This window comes from Priestia sp. FSL W8-0001, assembly GCF_038050335.1.
GTDB lineage: Bacteria > Bacillota > Bacilli > Bacillales > Bacillaceae_H > Priestia > Priestia flexa.
Map to the genome: position 1 here is coordinate 957,522 of NZ_JBBPAL010000001.1, position 18,288 is coordinate 975,809.

Consider the following 18,288-nt stretch of genomic DNA (forward strand, 5'->3'; position numbering starts at 1 on the left):
TGTAAGTAAGAGGAGTAAAGAAATGGCGAAAATTCTAATTGGATATGCAAGTATGTCGGGTAACACAGAAGAGATAGCAGTTCTTCTGAAAAATAAAGTTCAGAGTGCAGGACATGAGGTACATATGGAAGAGCTTGAATTATTAGATGTACAAAACCTATCAGCGTACGATGGTATTCTACTTGGAGCTTATACGTGGGGTAACGGAGATTTACCTTATGAAGCAGAAGATTTTTATGACGATTTAGATGAAATGAATCTAACTGGTAAAAAGGCAGCTGCTTTTGGTTCAGGGGATCGCGTTTATCCAGAGTTCTGTGCGGCGGTAGACCTACTTGAAGAAAGATTGAAAAAGTGTGGAGCGGATATTGTTCAAGCCGGTTTAAAAGTTGAAATGGCTCCTGAGACGGAAGAAGATATTCTAGCATGTGAAGCATTTGCTGTTACCTTTTTAAATGAACTAAATATTAGCACTTATTAACAAAAGAGGCTGGAGCATAAGTAATTTAGTCAATGATAAACCTAAACGATTGAGAGTTCATCGCTTTTAATCATTTAGGTTTTTTGTTGATTGTGAAAACAAGGTGGAATGGAGCGTAGGACACTCGACTCCTGCGGGAAAGAGAGGGAAACCTGAGATCCCGCAGCCCAGCGAGGAAGCTCACGTTCCTCCCCGCGGAAAGCGAGTGGCTGTAGCGCAATGGAACGAACGTGTTCAGATAACGTAAAGAGGTGAGAAAAGGGATTGTTCGTCTTTTTGAAAATTTGTTTTGTTATGTCCCACTCTCTTTTGGTTTAATTGAATGAATAAAAATGGAGAAATCTTAGGTTTTAAAGAGATACACAGTGGAATAGTAGTGGTAACAATTCGTATGATAAAGGAGATGGAACCGTGTTTGGAATGGATGATATCCCTAAATTTTTGTTTTCGTTTTTACTCATTGTCCCAATTGTATCTCTTATTCATCAGTTAGGCCATTCGTTTATGGCTCTATTATTTGGAGGAGAGGTAAACTTTACAATTGGAAAAGGAAGAACGATCTTTCAATGGAAGAAGATTAAATTAAAATCCATTTATTTTTTAGATTCTGTTTGCGTTTATGAAAAATTACGATACGATAATCGTTTTTCTCATGCATGCGTATATGCGGGGGGAGCGTTGGCTAATTTAGCATCTATCTTTATTGTGAATAGTTTGATTGAATCTAGTTTTTTTACGGCAAACCTATTTTTTTATCAGTTTGTTTATTTTTCAGTTTACTATACGGTGTTTTCTTTATTACCCGTTAGGTTTTCAGAGAATGCTTCAAGTGACGGCCAAGCTATCTTTGATGTACTTCGCTATGGAAAAGCATCATGTAATCCTGATTGACGTAAACTTTTTATCTGAATGTCCCTCAAACTTTATTTATAATAAAGTTAAAAAGGGAGTGAGAGTATGCTGTACTTAATTCGTCACGGACAAACTGAATGGAATAAAAAGAGCCTTATTCAAGGGCAGCGCAATATAGGACTTGATGAGCAAGGTATGAAGCAAGCTCAGCAAGTTGCACAATTTTTGAAGAATGAAGGAATTGAAAAATTATATTCAAGCGATTTAACGCGAGCACACGATACGGCTGCAGCAATTGCAGCTGCATCGGGCATTAATGACATTGAAACATGCGAAAGGCTGAGAGAGCGCTCTTTTGGTCAGCTGGAAGGAAAGCCGGTTGCTTCATTAAGAGACTTAGTGCCCAATTATGATACGAACTGGGGAAGCGAAGCTTTATACAATATGGAATCACTAGAAGTCATTCAAGATCGACTCTTAAAACGACTAACAGAAATTATGAAAGAATCAAAAGGGAGAAAGGTAGTCGTTGTCAGCCACGGAGCCATCATCAATACCTTTATCCACTACGTAACAAACGGAGAGCACGGCACAGGAAAAACGGCCCTGCAAAACACGAGCATCACAACCTTTATCTATGAGGACCAAAAGTGGAAGCTTCAAACCTTAAACAACCACAGTCATCTTATTTAAAGAATCTTATGGCTATTTAGATGAATACTAAAAGAGGGTGGGACATAAGTAATTCAGCCAATGATAAACCTGAACGGTTGAGAGTTCAGGTTTTTTCGTTGATTGTGAAAACAATGTTGGAAACAGGGTGGAATGGAGCGTAGGGCACTCGACTCCTGCAGGAAAGAGAGAAAAACTGAGATCCCGCAGCGCAGCGAGGAAGCTCAGGTTCCTCCCCGCGGAAAGCGAGTGGCCGTAGCGCAATGTAACGAACTTGTACTTGGTTTATAAAAGTTTAATTTACTTTTTATGGTATTATGAATAAGAGGTTAGATTTTAAATGATGAAACAGATTGGCTGGTTTAAGTCTGGTAGTGTACCAAGCTTAAATCAGCCAATTTGTCTTTTACTCGCATATAATTAATAAAATGCTAGTGTTTTAGAATGCTTCGTGCGACAAATGTAGCTATGTGTAAAGAGTTAATGATAAGTGGCAATGATGCAAAGCAAAGAGTATTTTTAAATTGCATACAGAGTGTAACCTCATCAAAGGTTTTCCCTATAAAAAGCTCGTGATTGGAATGAAAGATGCGACACTCCAGAAGGACTAGCGAGTCAGTTGAGACCCCGCAGTTTACGAAGAGGCTCAACGCTCGCCCTGCGGAAAGGGAGCAATCTGAAATGGAAATCATGCTAAGTAAAGAGTGGTTTCTAAATTACACTAAGCGGAGAGCCCATTCTTAATAACTAAATAAGAACTACTAGTCACCATAGGGATTTATATATATGCAATTGATTTTTATAAAAATACATAGTAGAATAAAACAGAAATATTATTCTATCAAAGCTTTATCAGAAGTTTTGAAAAGAAAAAAAGCATAAAAATAAAAATAATCTATTTTATATACAAACCCTGTAGAGTCGTAGTCTATGATGGAGTCATCATTCCTAAAACACTCATTTACATCGGCATGCACATCATTTATCATAAAGACATCAAATGTTTTTAGAATATTTTTAATAATTCGTTAGAAAACAGGAGGATTACTATGTCAAACGATTGGAATCATCTATTTAACAGAATGCCTGAACTTTTAGCACCTACTATGGCAAAAGATCATCCAAATCTACCCGTTATAAAAGAAGAAGGGTGCTACTACTATGGATTAGACGGCAAACAATACCTAGACTTTACATCTGGAATTGCAACAACGAATGTTGGACATCGTCATCCAAAAGTTGTGCAAGCTATTAAAGACGGAGCTGATCAGCTACTTCATGGGCCTTCTGGCGTTATTATGTACGAGTCTATCTTAAGATTAGCTGACGAACTAGGAAAAGTTACACCTGGTAACCTGGACTGTTTCTTCTTTGGAAACAGCGGTACGGAAGCAATTGAAGGAGCCTTAAAGCTTGCTCGTCACGTAACAAAACGACCTTACGTCGTGTCATTCTTAGGCTGTTTTCATGGACGTTCAATGGGAGCGCTAAGCGTCACAACTTCAAAAAGTAAATACCGTCAGTTTCAGCAGCCTTCTGGCTTAACCTATCAAATTCCATATGCAAACCCAAAAGAATGTCCAGAGAATGTTGATGTGGACGCTTATTTTGAAGACAAGCTTGAAAAAGACTTTAATACCCTGTTCAAACATCAAGTAACGCCAGAAGAAGTAGCAGCTGTTATTTTAGAGCCTGTTCTTGGTGAAGGTGGATATATCATTCCACCAAAAAGCTGGATGAAAAAGCTTCGTGAAATCTGTGACCGTCATGGCATTTTACTCATTTTTGATGAGGTGCAAACAGGTTTTGGACGTACTGGAGAATGGTTTGCTGCACAGACATTTGACGTCGTGCCAGATATTATGGCTATTGCAAAAGGCATCGCTTCAGGCATTCCGTTAAGTGCTACTGTGGCTTCACAAGAGCTTATGAAAAAATGGCCTCTTGGCACGCATAGCACTACGTTTGGCGGTAATCCAATTGGCTGTTCGGCTGCGCTTGCTACACTTGAAGTGCTTCAAGAAGAAAATCTTCTCGAAAATGCAAAAGAAATGGGTGCTTATGCGCTCAAACAATTGGAGCTGTTAAAAGAAAAGCATTCGCTAATTGGAGACATCCGTGGAGTGGGACTTATGATCGGAATTGAGATTGTACATCCTGAAACAGGTGAACCCAATGGGGATGCACTATTTGAAATTCTAGACTTAGCTCTTGAACAAGGCGTTCTCTTCTATTTCTGTGGCAATGCAAGCGAAGTGATTCGTATGGTTCCACCTTTATCCGTAACGAAAGAGCAGATTGATGAAGGTCTTGCTATGCTAGATCAGGCTATTCATTTATATGAGCAAAAAGTTGCTATTAATGTATAAAAAGAGTGCTTAAGGCACTCTTTTTTGTTGGTCTAGTTATGATAGCGGTATCATATTGTTAGAAAGAAAAATCTTTTCAGAAAAGTCATTGACATTCCTTTGCTCAGCGTGTAACATAGGATTTAAGTTATCAACAATATTCTACAATATTCGACAAACTTCTTATCCAGAGAGGTGGAGGGACTGGCCCTGTGAAACCTCGGCAACGGACATTTGAACCGTGCCAACTCCAACAAGCAGTGCTTGATAGATAAGAAGAGAGCTGGTTCTTACTTACGTGATCCCAACCTCTTCTTACAGTCATTAAGACACTGTAAGTGGAGGTTTTATTATTTTATAACTACATACTGTACGTTTTCTTATCTAGAGAGGTAGAGGGACCTGGCCCTATGACACCTCAGCAACAGGCTGATTGCACTGTGCTAATTCCAGCAAGCGCTTAGCAGCTTGAACGATAAGAAGCAGGTTCTTTAGATGAGGCTGGGACATAACTAGCCAAAAATAATGAAAAAGGGTTCTCATCATCGCATTTTGATGATGAGAACCCTTTTTTGTTGATCTGTTTGATTGGTCTATGCACATTTTACGCTGGAGGCGATGTACTTTCGTACATTCACCGCCATGAACGCAAACCCTAATTCGTTTTTCACGTTCTCTTTGCCTCTTACGGACATTCGAGTGAAACGCAAATTAGCCTTCAGATATCCAAAAACTGGTTCTACGTCAATCTTACGTTTTCCGTAGATTTTACCCGTTTTTTCTTCTGAAAGCAGCTGTTGAATGCTTTTCTTTTGTTGTTCCCACTTTTCGTTATAATGGATTCTTCGGTTCTTTCCTTCCTTCGCCTTCGTACATTGTGAACGAAAAGGACAACCTGAACAGTCTTCACATTCGTACACATTGAATAACCTTGTAAATCCGTAACGGTCTGTGCGATGCGATTTGTAACGAAACGTCAACTTATTCCCGTTGGGACAAGTAAAGGAATCATCTTCTTCATGATAATCCCAATTCGCTGTCTGAAATGGGTCATTCTTAACGCGTTTTTTCTTCTCTTTTCGATACATACTATATGTGATAAGAGGCGTACGCTTTCTGTTCTGCACATCGAGGTAATTCTCTTCACTTCCATATCCCGCATCTGCGACAATATAGTCTGGGAGTTCGAAGTAGTGATGTTCAATTGCGTCAAGAAACGGACAAAGTGTTCGTGTGTCCGTTGGATTTGAAAAGACATCGTAAGCAAGTGTATATTGACCTTCTGTCGCAATTTGCACATTATACCCCGCCTTCAGTTGGCCATTCTTCATGTAGTCATCCTTCATACGCATAAACGTGGCATCATGATCTGTTTTTGAATAACTATTCCGTTCGTTAAAAATCTCCATGTCTTTTTCATACTTTAACTTACGTTTCACAAAGTCTTGAAATTGCTTATACGCTTTCTTCGGTTCTTTTCTGCTTGATCGCAGTTGTTTTCGTTCATCGGCATCTTCACTTGCTTCAATTTCTTTTGTCAACTCTTCAACCTTTTCTTCTAATTTTTTAGTGATTAGAGATAATTCTTCAACAGAAAGTTCGTCCGAACTTTCTCGTTCGATCTGTGGAATAATTTCTCTTTCTACTAGTTCGTCATACAGCTGGGTTGATTTCTCCAAGAGGCTCGCACTATACTTTTCGATTGATTTGCGCCAGACAAATGTGAACTTATTGGCATTTGCTTCAATCTTCGTTCCATCAATGAAGATTGCTTCATTATCAATCTCGTTCTCTTGAATAAGCTGACATCGAAACTGGACAAAGCACTCACGAAGAAGCACTTGAACTTCTGGGTGAACACGAAATCGATTGATTGTCCGATAGCTCGGTTCGTAACCTTGAGCTAGCCACATCATACGTATACTATCTTTGAGAAGCGCTTCAATTTTTCTTCCTGAAAAAACTGACTGTGTGTAGGCACATAAAATGATTTTCATCATCATGCGTGGATGGTAAGCAGGACACCCCGTTTTCTGTAAGAAGCCGGCAAAGGCTTCATCTGGAATATGTTCAACGAGATGGTGAACGGCGAAGGCAATATCATTTTCTTGCAATTTTATTTCTAAATCTAAAGGCAAAACCACTTGATTCATGTTATAATCTTTAAACATAAGGACCCTTCTTTCCGATAAGATTTTGTGTGGTAACTTTATTTTATCAGAAGTGGTCCTTATTTTAATGTAAAAATAAACAAAGCTGGTGAAATTTTACTCGTCGTAAAATTTCACCGGCTTTTTCGGTTCAGAGGAGGGTTTTGTCCCAGCCTCTTTATTTTTAGTAAATGGGGTGTAAGAATGAATTTACAGATGGAAAAGCTTAAAGAAAGCGTTATTGAGTATATTAACCAACAAGCTCAAACTTACATAGATACAAGTCATGCAATCCACGACCATCCTGAAATCGGAAATGAAGAGAAATTTGCATCTTATCTCTTATGTAAGCTGCTAGAAGAAGCAGACTTTACCGTGGAACGCGGGGTAGCTGGACATGATACAGCATTTTTAGCAAAAAAAGCATCCGCAAGAAAAGGACCGAGAATTGGATTTCTTGCGGAGTATGATGCGCTTCCAGGGCTTGGACATGCTTGTGGTCATAACATTATTGGAACAACTAGCGTAGGAGCAGCCATTGCGCTTAGCCAAGTGCTTGACGAAATAGGAGGAGAGCTTGTTGTGTTGGGCACCCCAGCGGAAGAAGGTGGACCGAATGGAAGTGCAAAAGGAAGTTTTGTGAAAGCGGGCCTTGTGCAAGACTTAAATGCTTGCATGATGGTTCACCCTGGAAAAGAAACGTGTATTACAGGGACAACGCTAGCTGTGGATCCTATTGATTTTGAGTTTTATGGACAGGCATCTCACGCAGCATCAGCTCCTGAAGAAGGCATTAACGCGTTAGATGCGGTTATTCAGTTATTCAATGGAGTGAACGCACTTCGTCAACATGTAAAGGATGATGTGAAAATTCACGGCATTATTACAGACGGAGGAACGGCTCCCAATATTGTTCCCGACTATGCAAAAGCGCGCTTTTATATTCGCGCACAAACGCGTAAAGAGTGTGATCAAGTGACGGAGAGAGTACAGCAAATCGCAAAGGGAGCGGCTATGGCAACTGGTGCTAAACTTAACGCATATTTCATTCAAAATAAAGTAGATCATATTCAACTAAACCGCGCTTTTGATCGAGTATTTGAAGAAGTATTTACAGAATTAGGCGAAGACGTAGATACGGCGCATAAGCCTGGAATTGGCTCATCTGATGCAGGAAATGTTAGTCAAGTGGTACCAACTATTCACCCTTATATCAAAATCGGTGCTGAAACGCTGGCTTGGCACACTGATGAATTTCGTGAAGCAGCTAAATCTCCAGAAGGTGACAAAGGGTTACTTCAAGGGACAAAAGGTCTTGCTCTCATTGGCTTACGTTTATTAACTGAAGAGGACACGCTTTGTGCTATAAAAGACGAATTTACGAAGAGGCAGGCAGAGCCAGACTAGAATACATCTTTTCTTTCGTTCTCATAAAAGCTCTCTTTCACTCGTATGATAAAAAGAACGTAAGTGAAAGGGGGACGCACTTATTATTATTGTGCAGGGTCGTGCATTAAATATGAATGCAGTACCATATAGCATGCTTGAAGCTAATAAAGCACAGATTTTGAGAAAAATGGCTCAGTATCAAACAATTTATCGGTATGACAATATTATGCAGTTAGATTTTGAGCTGACTACCCGCCTACGAATTGTAGAAGCATCGTATCTGTTGTATAGAAGTGGTGTGAGATTTGCAACTTTTAAAGAATCTGAATGTAACGAAACATATTGGCTTCGAACCGAAAAAGGAGGATTTAAGCTAAAAGAGAACGTGTTGCCATCCGTCGCATTAAACGATATTTTCTTTAATGGTTCGCTCTATGCGTTTGAATGTGCGGTTGCGATTGTTATGGTTTTTTATAAAGGTGTGTTGGAGAGTATTGGAAAGAGGGATTTTAATCAATTATTTACGAATTTAGTATTATATAGCGGTAATTTTGATGAAGATTTAAATCTTCAAAATCATCATGGTTATGATTTTTTAGAGGGAGACTGCGCTTATTTCAAAAACCCTGATCACCATGAAGATACCCCTCAATGGCAAGGTGAAAATACGATTATCGTTGGGGACGACTTGTATTTTGGACACGGCGTAGGCATTAAATCCGCTGAAGGAATTATTGAACTGCTAAATAAAAAGAGAAAAGAAAACGCAACAGAGTCTGCTTACTTAACGTCATACATTACGTGTGTTGGTTTCCGCTACCTTAGCCAATTTTATGTTCATCGTGATGTCCTCGTTGAAGTTGATTACGATAAGCTCCCTCTTGTTGTGAGTCAAATAGGCTCAAGCACATACATTGGTTAAGAAAAACCCTCGCTTTCACAAAGCGGGGGTTTCCTATGATAAAGAGTAGAAGTGAACCAATATAATCTGCCTTAGTTGCTATAGAAAGAAGCATACCCTGCTATAATAAACAAAAGAAGCAGCGCAATTGTGATACCGATGATCCACAGCGATAATTTCTTCATAAGGAATACCTCCTCCATTCATTTAAAGAGTAGAAGATGAACCACCTGATGAACCGCTGGCTGTACCATATACAGTTTGACGCTTTACACCAGCTGTTTTGAACCCAACCTTCCAATTCCAATCAATTTGTCCGTAAGCACGGTTAGAAGAGACCCATGTTTTGGAATTTTGTTTTGAAATTGAGACTAGGGGATTGACGTTTTTCACAACTTTTCCGCTCACACTTTGTACGGACGTAACGTTAGATCCACTTGTGGAATAATAGACTGTAGCTTTCACTTGCGTAGTAGTAAACCCTGCAATTTTATACTGTGCTGTATAGGATGCCGTGCGTGATACACCAGACGATAATGTGGAAAAACGTGGCGTTGCATATGCAGATGCTACCGCTGTATTGCTTGTAGGCGCGTCATCGTAATCAACAGATTCCGTTACTTCAATAGAATTAAGTAGCTCGTCTGGGTGATTTAAGTAGTAGATAACTTTTTCTTGCTGTTCAGGAGATAAAGCTGAAAATTGCTCTGCTGAATCTGACTCTCCCTGGGTATTAAGATAAGCAACATATGAAGAAATAGTATATCGCTCAGATCCCGTACTCATTGCTGAGGCGGGTTTTGTTGCAAAAAAAGTGAAGCCTAAAAGTACGATTGATACACAAAAAAGCATTTCTTTTTTTAACATTTGGTGTCGGTCCTTTCCATAATTACTAGGTAAATAGAATCGTAACGACTATTACTTTACCATATTTTCCTGGAAAAACGACAAATTTCTTTTAAAACAATTTAATAATAAATGTGTTGAAATACATCGGAGAAATGTAAATATAAAAAAGTATGTAAGGTTTTCTGACATTTTCCTGGCATTACTGTTAAAAAGAGAATATGATGTATTCAAGATCACATTATTCTCCTGCGATTTCGTATAACCTCTTGAAAAAGGGACTTGGGATTTTTCGTGGATCCACCTTCCTAGCTGCGTAAATCAGCTAGGAATTTTTTTTACCTTTTCAATAGACAGAATAATTAGTTATTTTTGATATATAATGAAACGCAAGAGAACGATGGATTTAAAGAGAGAGTAGGGGGCTTGAAGGAATGCAGCATATTTTAATTAAAAACGCGGAAATTATTACGATGAACGAAAAGAATGACATTGTATATGGAGATCTATACATAGTAGGAGACCGTATCGCTGCCATTGGTAAAGGGTTATCACCGGAAAAAGTCGATAAAGTCATTGATGGAACAAATCGGACAATTGTTCCTGGTTTCATTCATACTCACATTCATTTATGCCAAACGATGTTTCGCGGACAAGGCGATGACTTGGAGTTGATGGATTGGCTTCAAAAGAAAATATGGCCTTTAGAAGCTGCGCATGATGAAGAATCTATTTATTATTCCGCATTATTAGGTATTGGCGAGCTCATTAAAAGTGGCACTACAACTATCGTGGATATGGAAACCGTGCATCATACTGATTCGGCATTTGAAGCTATTGCACAAAGTGGTATTCGCGCCATTGCTGGTAAAGTAATGATGGATAAAAAGGCGGACAACATGCCAAAAGCATTACAGGAAACAACCGCTTCCTCAATTGCGGAAAGTGTTAAGCTGCTTGAGAAATGGCACGGATCTTATAATGACCGCATTCAGTACGCGTTTTCTCCCCGATTTGTTATTTCGTGTACGGAAGATTTACTAAGAGAAGTTGCGCACTTATCCGCGACTTACGGTGTGCATGTACATACGCATGCGTCTGAAAACCAAGAGGAAATTCGAATTGTAGAAGAAGAAACAGGTATGCGAAATATTTTATACTTAGATCACTTAGGGTTAGCCAATGAGCGGTTAATTTTAGCACACTGCGTCTGGCTGAATGACCAGGAAAAGGCAGTGATTAAAGATAGAGGAGTAAAGGTGAGTCATTGCCCAGGCTCAAATATGAAACTTGCTTCGGGGTTTGCTGAGATTCCACATCTTCATGAACAGGGCATTTGTCTAAGTTTAGGAGCAGATGGCGCGCCTTGTAATAATAACCTCGATATGTTTAATGAAATGCGCCTTGCAGCAACGATTCATAAGCCGTCCTATGGACCTACAGCGATGAATGCGAAGCATGTGCTTGAAATGGCAACGATTGGTGGAGCCAAAGCTGTTGGGCTTGAAAATGAAATTGGAAGTATTGAGGTTGGGAAAAAAGCCGACTTAGCTATGCTGAACCTTTATCAGCTTCATACGTTTCCATCATATGGTGTGGACCCAATCTCGCGCGTTGTTTATTCAGCTACGCGAGGAGATGTGGAAATAACGATGGTGGATGGCCAAATTGTGATGGATAACCGAGTCTTAAAAACAATTGATGAGAGAATTGTTTTAAAGGAAGCCAATGGCACTATCGAGCGTTTATTAAAAAGAGTAGCGCTGCTTACGTCGTAAAAAGCAGCTAAACTTTTTACTAGTATCGTTAATTTGAAAATTAAAAATAAATAGAATATAAAAAGTTTTATTATGATAACGTTTTCCGCCTTTGCATCTTTCATAATTAGGACTATAATAGGACAAAAGATTTTACTTCAAGATGTGAAAAGTGTACATTCTAGCCATAATAAGTGGTGGAGTTCTCTCTGCCGCTTATTATGTTTTTGTATGAGCTCTAATGAAAAAATTAGTTGTTCAAGACGCCTGATCACCACAGATTGAGGTTATGTTATAACAATAAACAGGGAGGCGCATGTTTTGGAGCGTAGTAGTATATTAGAGCGCGTGTTTAAACTCTCGGAACGTCAAACAACGCCAAAACAAGAAATTTTAGCGGGCTTAACCACTTTTATGACCGTTAGCTACATGGTTATCGTCAATCCGCTTATTTTATCTGACGCTGGTATTCCGAAAGAAGCAGCGTTAGCAGCAACGATTTATGCCATTGTATTCAGTACAATACTTATGGCGCTATGGGCTAACTTTCCAATCGTTACTGGTCCTGGTATGGGATTAAATGCATTCTTTACGTATTCGGTTGTGCTAGGACAAGGCCTATCGTGGCAAACGGCTCTTGGTGCTGTCTTTATATCTGGTATTTTATTCTTTTTATTAACCGTAACCGGTATTCGTAGCAAAATCGTCGATGCCATTCCCAACGTTCTAAAAGCATCAATTGCTGTTGGAATTGGTTTGTTTGTTGCGTTTATAGGATTAAAAAATGCAGGGCTTGTTGTAGCCAATGAATCAACATTTGTTGGCGTTGGAAACGTGTTGGACAAGGGGCCATTATTGACAATATTCGGTTTGATTTTGGCAGCTGTTTTAATGGCTAAACACGTAAAGGGTGCGCTAATTATTAGTATTTTTGCAACGACTGCAGTAGCAATGGTTGTTGGGTTTCAAGCACCACCAACCGCTATCAGCGACGTGTTTTCAGCGACCCCACCAACAATTGGTGACACGTTTATGCAAATGGATTTAAAAGGTGCCATCGCTTACGGGATCTTTTCCGTTGTCTTCTCATTTACAATTGTAGAACTTTTCGATACGCTTGCAACGCTAATTGGTTTATCGAAAAAAGCAAACTTAGTTGATGAGAACGGCAAGATTCCAAATTTAAATCGCGCATTAGCAGCGGATTCAGTTGGAACAATGGCGAGCGCTATCTTCGGTAGTACAGCTTTAAACACGTACATCGAAAATGCAACAGGAATTGCAGAAGGTGGACGTACTGGGTTAAAAGCATTAACGGTAGCTGTTCTGTTTTTATGTACCCTTTTCTTCGCTCCGTTAATCGACTTTATTCCATCGGTTGCAACGGCGCCAGCGCTAATTATTATTGGCTCTTTAATGCTTAGCGATATTAAAAACGTCAACTTTGATGATTTTACGGAAGTGGTTCCAGCGTTTTTAACCATTATTATGATGCCGTTAACTTACAGCATCGCTGAAGGGTTGGCGTTTGGTTTTATTTCGTATACCGCTATTAAGCTCTTCACTGGACGCTACCGAGAAATTCACTGGATGATGTACATTATCACAATTGCTTTTTTTATTAACTTCTATATGATGAGTCATTAAGAAAAGACGCCTTCTGCACGAAAGCAGAAGGCGTCTTTTAGTTTTTCTTAAGAACAAACTCAATAATTTCATCAGCCACTTCTTCAGGTGTTAAGGCATCCGTTACAACTTTTTTATGGTGAGATTGATAAATAGCTTGGCGATTATAAAATAGTTCTTCTATTTCCACTAAACTCTTTCCTTGTAAAACGGGGCGCGTTGGAAGTAAATCATCTAATCGTTCTTTCCACCCGTCAAAAGATAGAGATAAACAAATAACAATACCGTCTTGCAAGCAGGTATCTCGAATGGCAGCTTGTAAAAAAGCGCCTCCTCCAAGAGACAAAACAGTCTTTTTCTTTTTTACAAGCTGCGTAATCGTTTCTTTTTCTTTTTGTCGAAAAAATGCTTCTCCGTGAACGCGAAAAATATCTGTTGTTTGCATGCCCATTTCGGCTTCAATACGCTGGTCCGTATCAATAAATTGAAAATCGAGTTTACGGGCAAGTGCTTGTCCAATCGTTGTTTTCCCCACGCCCATAAATCCAACTAAAACGATGGTTTGATCCATGTCGTAACCTCTTTCTATCTATGAAATATTAATGGAATTATAATACAGACTGAAGTATTTGTAAAAGTAAGATAAATTAGTTTCCTTGTTTTAACCCCATCGATAAATAAACCCGCGTCGTTTTACGATTCGCATACTTTGGGTTATTGCTTCGATTGTATTCAAGAGATTGATGTTTGACATCGTAATGCTTTTCGAAGCTTTTAATCATTTCTTCAATTTCTTTGCTGTCGCCGGCGAGTCGTATCTCGATCATGTATAAGCGCTCCTTTTTCTGTGTAATTGCTACGCTATCATATCACGAAGAGTCGATTTTCGTAATTATTTCGAGTGAAGAATATCTAGAAATTCAACTATATTAGCGTTACAATAGAGAAGTTGAAAATAATGGATAAGAACGGTAGGTTAGGTGGGAGAGTCATTGAATAAGTATAAGATTTACGGTGTTTTAGTATTCGTCATGTTGCTATGGGGGGTAAACGTCGTTGCGTTAAAGCTACTCGTAGGCGCATTTGCTCCCGTTACGATGACGGCTTTTCGAATTCTTTTTGCGGGAATTGCCGTTTTGGTTTTTCTTAAAGTCACAAAGTCACTACGCAAAATTACCCTGAAAGAGCTTTTGTTTATTACGATGGTTGGGTTCTTTAACGTTGTTTGTCATCACTTCTTTTTGTCAACGGGGTTAAAAGAAACCAGTGCATCAAACGGGGCGTTAATTTTAGGCTTGAGTCCAATTTTAACGACAATTTGCGCGGTTTTCTTTTTAGGTACGAGGCTAACATTTTTCCGATTTATCGGCGTAGTGAGCGGTTTTTCTGGAGTTGCTTTTATCGTATTAGCTGGAAGCGGAGCGGTCACAGGTGGAACAAAGGGTGATTTGTTTGTCTTTTTATCAATCTTAACGCAAGCCATTAGTTATGTATTTATTCGACGTGCTTCAACAACGTTGGATGCGCGTTTGATGACGGGGTGGATGCTGGTAACCGGTTCAGCTTTTTTACTTGGGATTAGCTTTATTTTAGAGCCGAATGGATTACAAACGATGGCACAAACAAGAGTGGACTTGTGGCTATTGTTCTTAGGTTCTGCGCTGCTCGCAACAGCATTTGGGCATATGGTCTACAATCAAGCTGTTCAACATATTGGACCGGCAGAGTCATCTATTTTTGTCAATTTAAATCCTTTTTTTGCGCTTGTTAGCTCAGCTATTTTCTTAAAAGAAGAAATACAAGCAGCTCAGCTATTTGGCTTCCTATTTATTGTAGCGGGTGTACTATTAGGTAGCGGTCTAATTGACAAATGGTTCAATCAAAAGAAAAACACGATACATTCACATGTGTAACCGAGGCATTCTTTTAAAGAATGCTTTTTTCTGTTGACTAACTTGTATATACAGGTTAATATAGAACACACAATACATGTATATACAAGTTTTGAATGCGCTATCTTTTTCTATGCGTTAGGGTAATTAAAAATAAGGGTACTTTTTTATAAGAGATGAAAGCGATAACAAGGAGGAAGAGGATTATGGCTGTAAATCGTACATCTGTTGAGCAGATTATTGAAGCCGTTGGGGGAAAAGAAAATATTTCAGCAGCAACTCATTGCGTAACGCGCTTGCGCTTAGTGCTGCATGATGAAAAGAAAGTAAATGAAGAAGCGCTAAATAATCATGATTTAGTCAAAGGTTTCTTCTCAACAAATGGACAATTCCAGGTGGTCATTGGTCAGGGAACAGTTGATAAAGTATACAAAGAAATGGTAACGATTACAGGTATCGGAGAATTATCAAAAGAAGAAGTGAAAAATGAAGCTGCGAAAAATTTAAACCCATTGCAGCGAGCTATTAAAACCTTAGCTGACATCTTTATCCCAATCTTACCTGCCATCGTAACGGCTGGTTTGTTAATGGGGATTAACAATATTTTAACCGGGGCAGGAATCTTCTATGATGATAAGTCTCTCGTAGATGTTCATACACAGTGGAAAGATTTAGCGAGTATGATCAACTTGATATCAAATACCGCATTTGTCTTTTTACCGGGTCTCATTGGTTGGTCAGCTGTTAATCGTTTTGGAGGAAGTCCGCTACTAGGTATTGTGCTAGGATTAATGCTTGTTCACCCAGACTTATTAAATGCATGGGGATATGGTGAAGCACTTCAAAAAGGTAACATTGATACGTGGAACTTATTTGGGTTAGAAGTTGAAAAGGTAGGCTATCAAGGTCAAGTACTACCTGTATTAGTTGCATCATTAGTACTTGCTAAAATTGAACTCTTTTTAAGAAAGCGAATTCCGGATGGATTTCAGCTTTTAGTTGTAGCACCTGTTGCGCTACTAGTTACTGGATTCCTTGCATTCATTGCCATTGGACCTGTAACGTTTGCGATGGGAAACGTCATTACAGCAGGGGTGGTGTGGCTGTTTGAAACAGCTCCGTTTATCGGTGGTATCATTTACGGTGGGTTGTATGCACCTCTTGTTATTACGGGAATGCATCATACGTTCTTAGCCGTTGATCTTCAGCTGATTGGTAGCATCGGTGGCACGTTCTTATGGCCAATGGTTGCATTATCAAACATTGCGCAAGGGTCAGCTGCATTTGCCATGATGACATTAGCTAAAAACGATGAAAAGCTGCGCGGATTATCATTAACATCAGGAGTATCTGCATGGTTAGGAATTACGGAGCCCGCTATGTTTGGAGTAAACTTACGCTATCGATTTGCTTTTATTTCAGCTATCATTGGTTCCGCTATTGCAGGCGTTATTGTCACAATGAACGGGGTAAAAGCAGCATCAATTGGAGTGGGAGGAATTCCTGCACCGCTATCCATTTTACCAAGTGATTGGGGAGCTTTTTTAATCGGGATGGCAATTGTAGTCGTTGTGCCGTTTGTTTTAACGCTACTTTTTGGAACGTTACAAAAGAAAAAAGCATGATGACAAAATGATTTGTATAGAAAGTGATGGTGATGAAGATGACGCAGCCGTGGTGGAAAAAGTCGGTTGTTTATCAAATTTATCCGAAAAGTTTTTATGATACGTCTGGGAATGGCGTTGGAGATATTAACGGAATTATAGAGAAGCTAGATTATTTAAATACACTTGGGGTTGATGTCGTATGGCTTACCCCAATTTATCAATCGCCTCAGCGCGACAATGGATACGATATTAGTGATTATTTTTCAATTCACAGTGAGTATGGAACGATGGAAGACTTTGAACGCTTATTAACAGAAGCTCATAGTCGCGATATTAAAGTCATTATGGATATTGTAGTAAACCATACATCAACAGAGCATGAGTGGTTTCAGGAAGCGCGAAAATCAAAGGATAATCCGTACCGTGATTTTTACATTTGGAAAGACGAAAAAGAAGATGGCTCTGCGCCTACGAACTGGATTTCTAAATTTGGCGGTTCCGCGTGGGAGCATGATGAACTAACGGATCAATCGTATCTTCATTTGTTCGACGTAACCCAAGCGGACCTAAACTGGGAAAATGAAACGGTTCGTAAGCAAGTGTATGGTATGATGCACTTTTGGTTCGAAAAAGGTGTTGATGGCTTTCGCTTAGATGTTATTAACCTAATTTCGAAGGATCAGCGATTTTTAGATGACGACGGGACGGTTCCTCCTGGAGACGGTCGTAAGTTTTATACAGATGGACCTCGTGTTCACGAGTATATGAAAGAAATGAACGAAGAAGTGTTTTCAAAATACGATAGTATGACGGTTGGTGAAATGTCTTCAACCACGATTGATCATTGTATCAACTATACGCGTCCCGACCGCCAAGAATTAAGCATGACGTTTAACTTTCACCATTTAAAGGTCGATTATCCTAATGGTGAAAAGTGGTCAGTAGGTGAATTTGATTTTCTAAAGCTTAAAGAGATATTATCAACATGGCAAGTTGAGATGAACAGAGGTGGAGGGTGGAACGCACTGTTTTGGTGTAACCACGATCAGCCAAGGGTAGTTTCTCGCTATGGAAACGACAAGGAATTTCATGAGAAGTCTGCTAAAATGCTTGCTACGACTATTCATATGATGCAAGGTACGCCTTATATTTATCAAGGTGAAGAAATTGGGATGACAAATCCAGGTTTCAATGATATTTCCGACTATCGTGACGTAGAGTCACTTAACATTTATGACATTAAGCGTAACGAAGGCATGAGTGAGAAAGAGATTATTTCAATCTTAAAAGCAAAGTCTCGCGACAACTCGCGCACACCAGTGCAGTGGAATGATAAAGAGCATGCGGGTTTTACGACAGGAGCGCCTTGGATTAATGTTGCTTCCAACTATAGGGAATTAAATGTAGAGCGTGCTTTAGAAGATAAAACATCCGTTTTTTATCATTACCAAGCGCTGATTAAGCTTAGAAAACAGTATGATATTATTACAAGCGGAAACTATGAGCTTATTTTAAGCGATCACCCAGCGCTATTTGCATACGTGCGAAACGGAGCTAATGAAAAGCTGCTCGTAGTGAATAATTTCTATGGGGAAGACGTAACGTTTGAACTACCTGAAACGGTTGATGTTGAAGGATACAAATGCGAAATTTTATTATCAAACTATGATGATTCAACTTTAGAGTATGCTAAAGTTCAGCTTCGTCCTTATGAATCAATTGTATATCGCCTTAAAAAGTGAACGATGAGTGACAGCTCATCGTTCT

At 39.3% G+C, this 18,288-nt stretch carries 15 protein-coding genes and 2 riboswitches; of the genes, 11 read left to right on the forward strand and 4 right to left on the reverse strand.

All coding sequences use genetic code 11. The features are described from left to right. The first annotated feature begins 22 nt into the window (after positions 1-22). The 4 genes from MKZ18_RS05025 to MKZ18_RS05040 all read left to right on the forward strand — a co-directional run bounded on the left by MKZ18_RS05025 (position 23) and on the right by MKZ18_RS05040 (position 4,374). A complete protein-coding gene (locus tag MKZ18_RS05025; RefSeq protein WP_076512569.1) occupies positions 23-481 on the forward strand; it encodes a flavodoxin in 459 nt (152 codons plus the stop codon). 411 nt (positions 482-892) lie between these two features. Next, positions 893-1,372 (forward strand): hypothetical protein, encoded by a 480-nt coding sequence (locus tag MKZ18_RS05030; RefSeq protein WP_025910404.1) that lies wholly within the window; start codon positions 893-895, stop codon positions 1,370-1,372. A gap of 66 nt (positions 1,373-1,438) precedes the next feature. Further along, positions 1,439-2,026, forward strand: coding sequence for a histidine phosphatase family protein (locus MKZ18_RS05035; RefSeq protein WP_340842888.1), 588 nt, complete (start codon positions 1,439-1,441; stop codon positions 2,024-2,026). 1,028 nt (positions 2,027-3,054) lie between these two features. Further along, on the forward strand, positions 3,055-4,374 hold the full coding sequence (locus MKZ18_RS05040) for an aspartate aminotransferase family protein (RefSeq protein ID WP_025910408.1): 1,320 nt from the start codon (positions 3,055-3,057) through the stop codon (positions 4,372-4,374). Between the two features lie 159 nt (positions 4,375-4,533). Continuing rightward, positions 4,534-4,631: riboswitch (SAM riboswitch) on the forward strand. A 99-nt stretch (positions 4,632-4,730) separates the two neighbouring features. Next, a riboswitch (SAM riboswitch) is annotated at positions 4,731-4,835 on the forward strand. 111 nt (positions 4,836-4,946) lie between these two features. Here the strand turns inward: MKZ18_RS05040 and MKZ18_RS05045 are convergent. Beyond that, complete coding sequence (locus MKZ18_RS05045; RefSeq protein WP_138116520.1) at positions 4,947-6,524, reverse strand: IS1182 family transposase; 1,578 nt, start codon at positions 6,522-6,524, stop codon at positions 4,947-4,949. 183 nt (positions 6,525-6,707) lie between these two features. On the opposite strand from MKZ18_RS05045, the gene MKZ18_RS05050 reads away from it, so the two are divergent. Both MKZ18_RS05050 and MKZ18_RS05055 read left to right on the forward strand, forming a co-directional pair. Further along, positions 6,708-7,910, forward strand: coding sequence for a M20 family metallopeptidase (locus tag MKZ18_RS05050; protein ID WP_340842887.1), 1,203 nt, complete (start codon positions 6,708-6,710; stop codon positions 7,908-7,910). A gap of 91 nt (positions 7,911-8,001) precedes the next feature. Further along, positions 8,002-8,814 (forward strand): protein-glutamine gamma-glutamyltransferase, encoded by an 813-nt coding sequence (locus MKZ18_RS05055; RefSeq protein ID WP_340842886.1) that lies wholly within the window; start codon positions 8,002-8,004, stop codon positions 8,812-8,814. 186 nt (positions 8,815-9,000) lie between these two features. Here MKZ18_RS05055 and MKZ18_RS05060 read toward each other — a convergent pair whose 3' ends face one another. After that, positions 9,001-9,660 carry a hypothetical protein gene (locus MKZ18_RS05060; RefSeq protein WP_139325224.1) on the reverse strand — a complete coding sequence of 220 codons (660 nt, stop codon included), beginning with the start codon at positions 9,658-9,660 and terminating at the stop codon, positions 9,001-9,003. A gap of 413 nt (positions 9,661-10,073) precedes the next feature. On the opposite strand from MKZ18_RS05060, the gene MKZ18_RS05065 reads away from it, so the two are divergent. Next, positions 10,074-11,417: a 5'-deoxyadenosine deaminase gene (locus tag MKZ18_RS05065; protein WP_076512565.1), complete on the forward strand. Its 1,344-nt coding sequence runs from the start codon at positions 10,074-10,076 to the stop codon at positions 11,415-11,417. A 300-nt stretch (positions 11,418-11,717) separates the two neighbouring features. After that, positions 11,718-13,043: an NCS2 family permease gene (locus MKZ18_RS05070; protein ID WP_025908264.1), complete on the forward strand. Its 1,326-nt coding sequence runs from the start codon at positions 11,718-11,720 to the stop codon at positions 13,041-13,043. 37 nt (positions 13,044-13,080) lie between these two features. Here MKZ18_RS05070 and MKZ18_RS05075 read toward each other — a convergent pair whose 3' ends face one another. Beyond that, the gene (locus MKZ18_RS05075; protein ID WP_025908263.1) at positions 13,081-13,593 is read right to left on the reverse strand and encodes a shikimate kinase; all 513 of its coding nucleotides are present in this window, start codon (positions 13,591-13,593) and stop codon (positions 13,081-13,083) included. 76 nt (positions 13,594-13,669) lie between these two features. Further along, the gene (locus tag MKZ18_RS05080) at positions 13,670-13,849 is read right to left on the reverse strand and encodes a YvzF family protein (protein WP_025908262.1); all 180 of its coding nucleotides are present in this window, start codon (positions 13,847-13,849) and stop codon (positions 13,670-13,672) included. A gap of 165 nt (positions 13,850-14,014) precedes the next feature. On the opposite strand from MKZ18_RS05080, the gene MKZ18_RS05085 reads away from it, so the two are divergent. The 3 genes from MKZ18_RS05085 to treC all read left to right on the forward strand — a co-directional run bounded on the left by MKZ18_RS05085 (position 14,015) and on the right by treC (position 18,263). Continuing rightward, positions 14,015-14,935 carry a DMT family transporter gene (locus MKZ18_RS05085; RefSeq protein ID WP_340842885.1) on the forward strand — a complete coding sequence of 307 codons (921 nt, stop codon included), beginning with the start codon at positions 14,015-14,017 and terminating at the stop codon, positions 14,933-14,935. 185 nt (positions 14,936-15,120) lie between these two features. Next, the gene (gene treP, locus MKZ18_RS05090; RefSeq protein WP_025908260.1) at positions 15,121-16,539 is read left to right on the forward strand and encodes a PTS system trehalose-specific EIIBC component; all 1,419 of its coding nucleotides are present in this window, start codon (positions 15,121-15,123) and stop codon (positions 16,537-16,539) included. Positions 16,540-16,577: 38 nt separating this feature from the next. After that, complete coding sequence (treC, locus tag MKZ18_RS05095; RefSeq protein WP_340842884.1) at positions 16,578-18,263, forward strand: alpha,alpha-phosphotrehalase; 1,686 nt, start codon at positions 16,578-16,580, stop codon at positions 18,261-18,263. Positions 18,264-18,288: the final 25 nt, after the last annotated feature.

Bases quoted from the DNA above. Each gene is read 5' to 3' on its own strand.
- treC (WP_340842884.1), top strand. From the start codon at position 16,578: ATGACGCAGCCGTGGTGGAAAAAGTCGGTTGTTTATCAAATTTATCCG.
- MKZ18_RS05040 (WP_025910408.1), top strand. From the start codon at position 3,055: ATGTCAAACGATTGGAATCATCTATTTAACAGAATGCCTGAACTTTTA.
- MKZ18_RS05060 (WP_139325224.1), bottom strand. From the start codon at position 9,660: ATGTTAAAAAAAGAAATGCTTTTTTGTGTATCAATCGTACTTTTAGGC.
- MKZ18_RS05025 (WP_076512569.1), top strand. From the start codon at position 23: ATGGCGAAAATTCTAATTGGATATGCAAGTATGTCGGGTAACACAGAA.
- MKZ18_RS05050 (WP_340842887.1), top strand. From the start codon at position 6,708: ATGAATTTACAGATGGAAAAGCTTAAAGAAAGCGTTATTGAGTATATT.
- MKZ18_RS05075 (WP_025908263.1), bottom strand. From the start codon at position 13,593: ATGGATCAAACCATCGTTTTAGTTGGATTTATGGGCGTGGGGAAAACA.
- MKZ18_RS05080 (WP_025908262.1), bottom strand. From the start codon at position 13,849: ATGATCGAGATACGACTCGCCGGCGACAGCAAAGAAATTGAAGAAATG.
- MKZ18_RS05035 (WP_340842888.1), top strand. From the start codon at position 1,439: ATGCTGTACTTAATTCGTCACGGACAAACTGAATGGAATAAAAAGAGC.
- MKZ18_RS05045 (WP_138116520.1), bottom strand. From the start codon at position 6,524: ATGTTTAAAGATTATAACATGAATCAAGTGGTTTTGCCTTTAGATTTA.
- treP (WP_025908260.1), top strand. From the start codon at position 15,121: ATGGCTGTAAATCGTACATCTGTTGAGCAGATTATTGAAGCCGTTGGG.
- MKZ18_RS05065 (WP_076512565.1), top strand. From the start codon at position 10,074: ATGCAGCATATTTTAATTAAAAACGCGGAAATTATTACGATGAACGAA.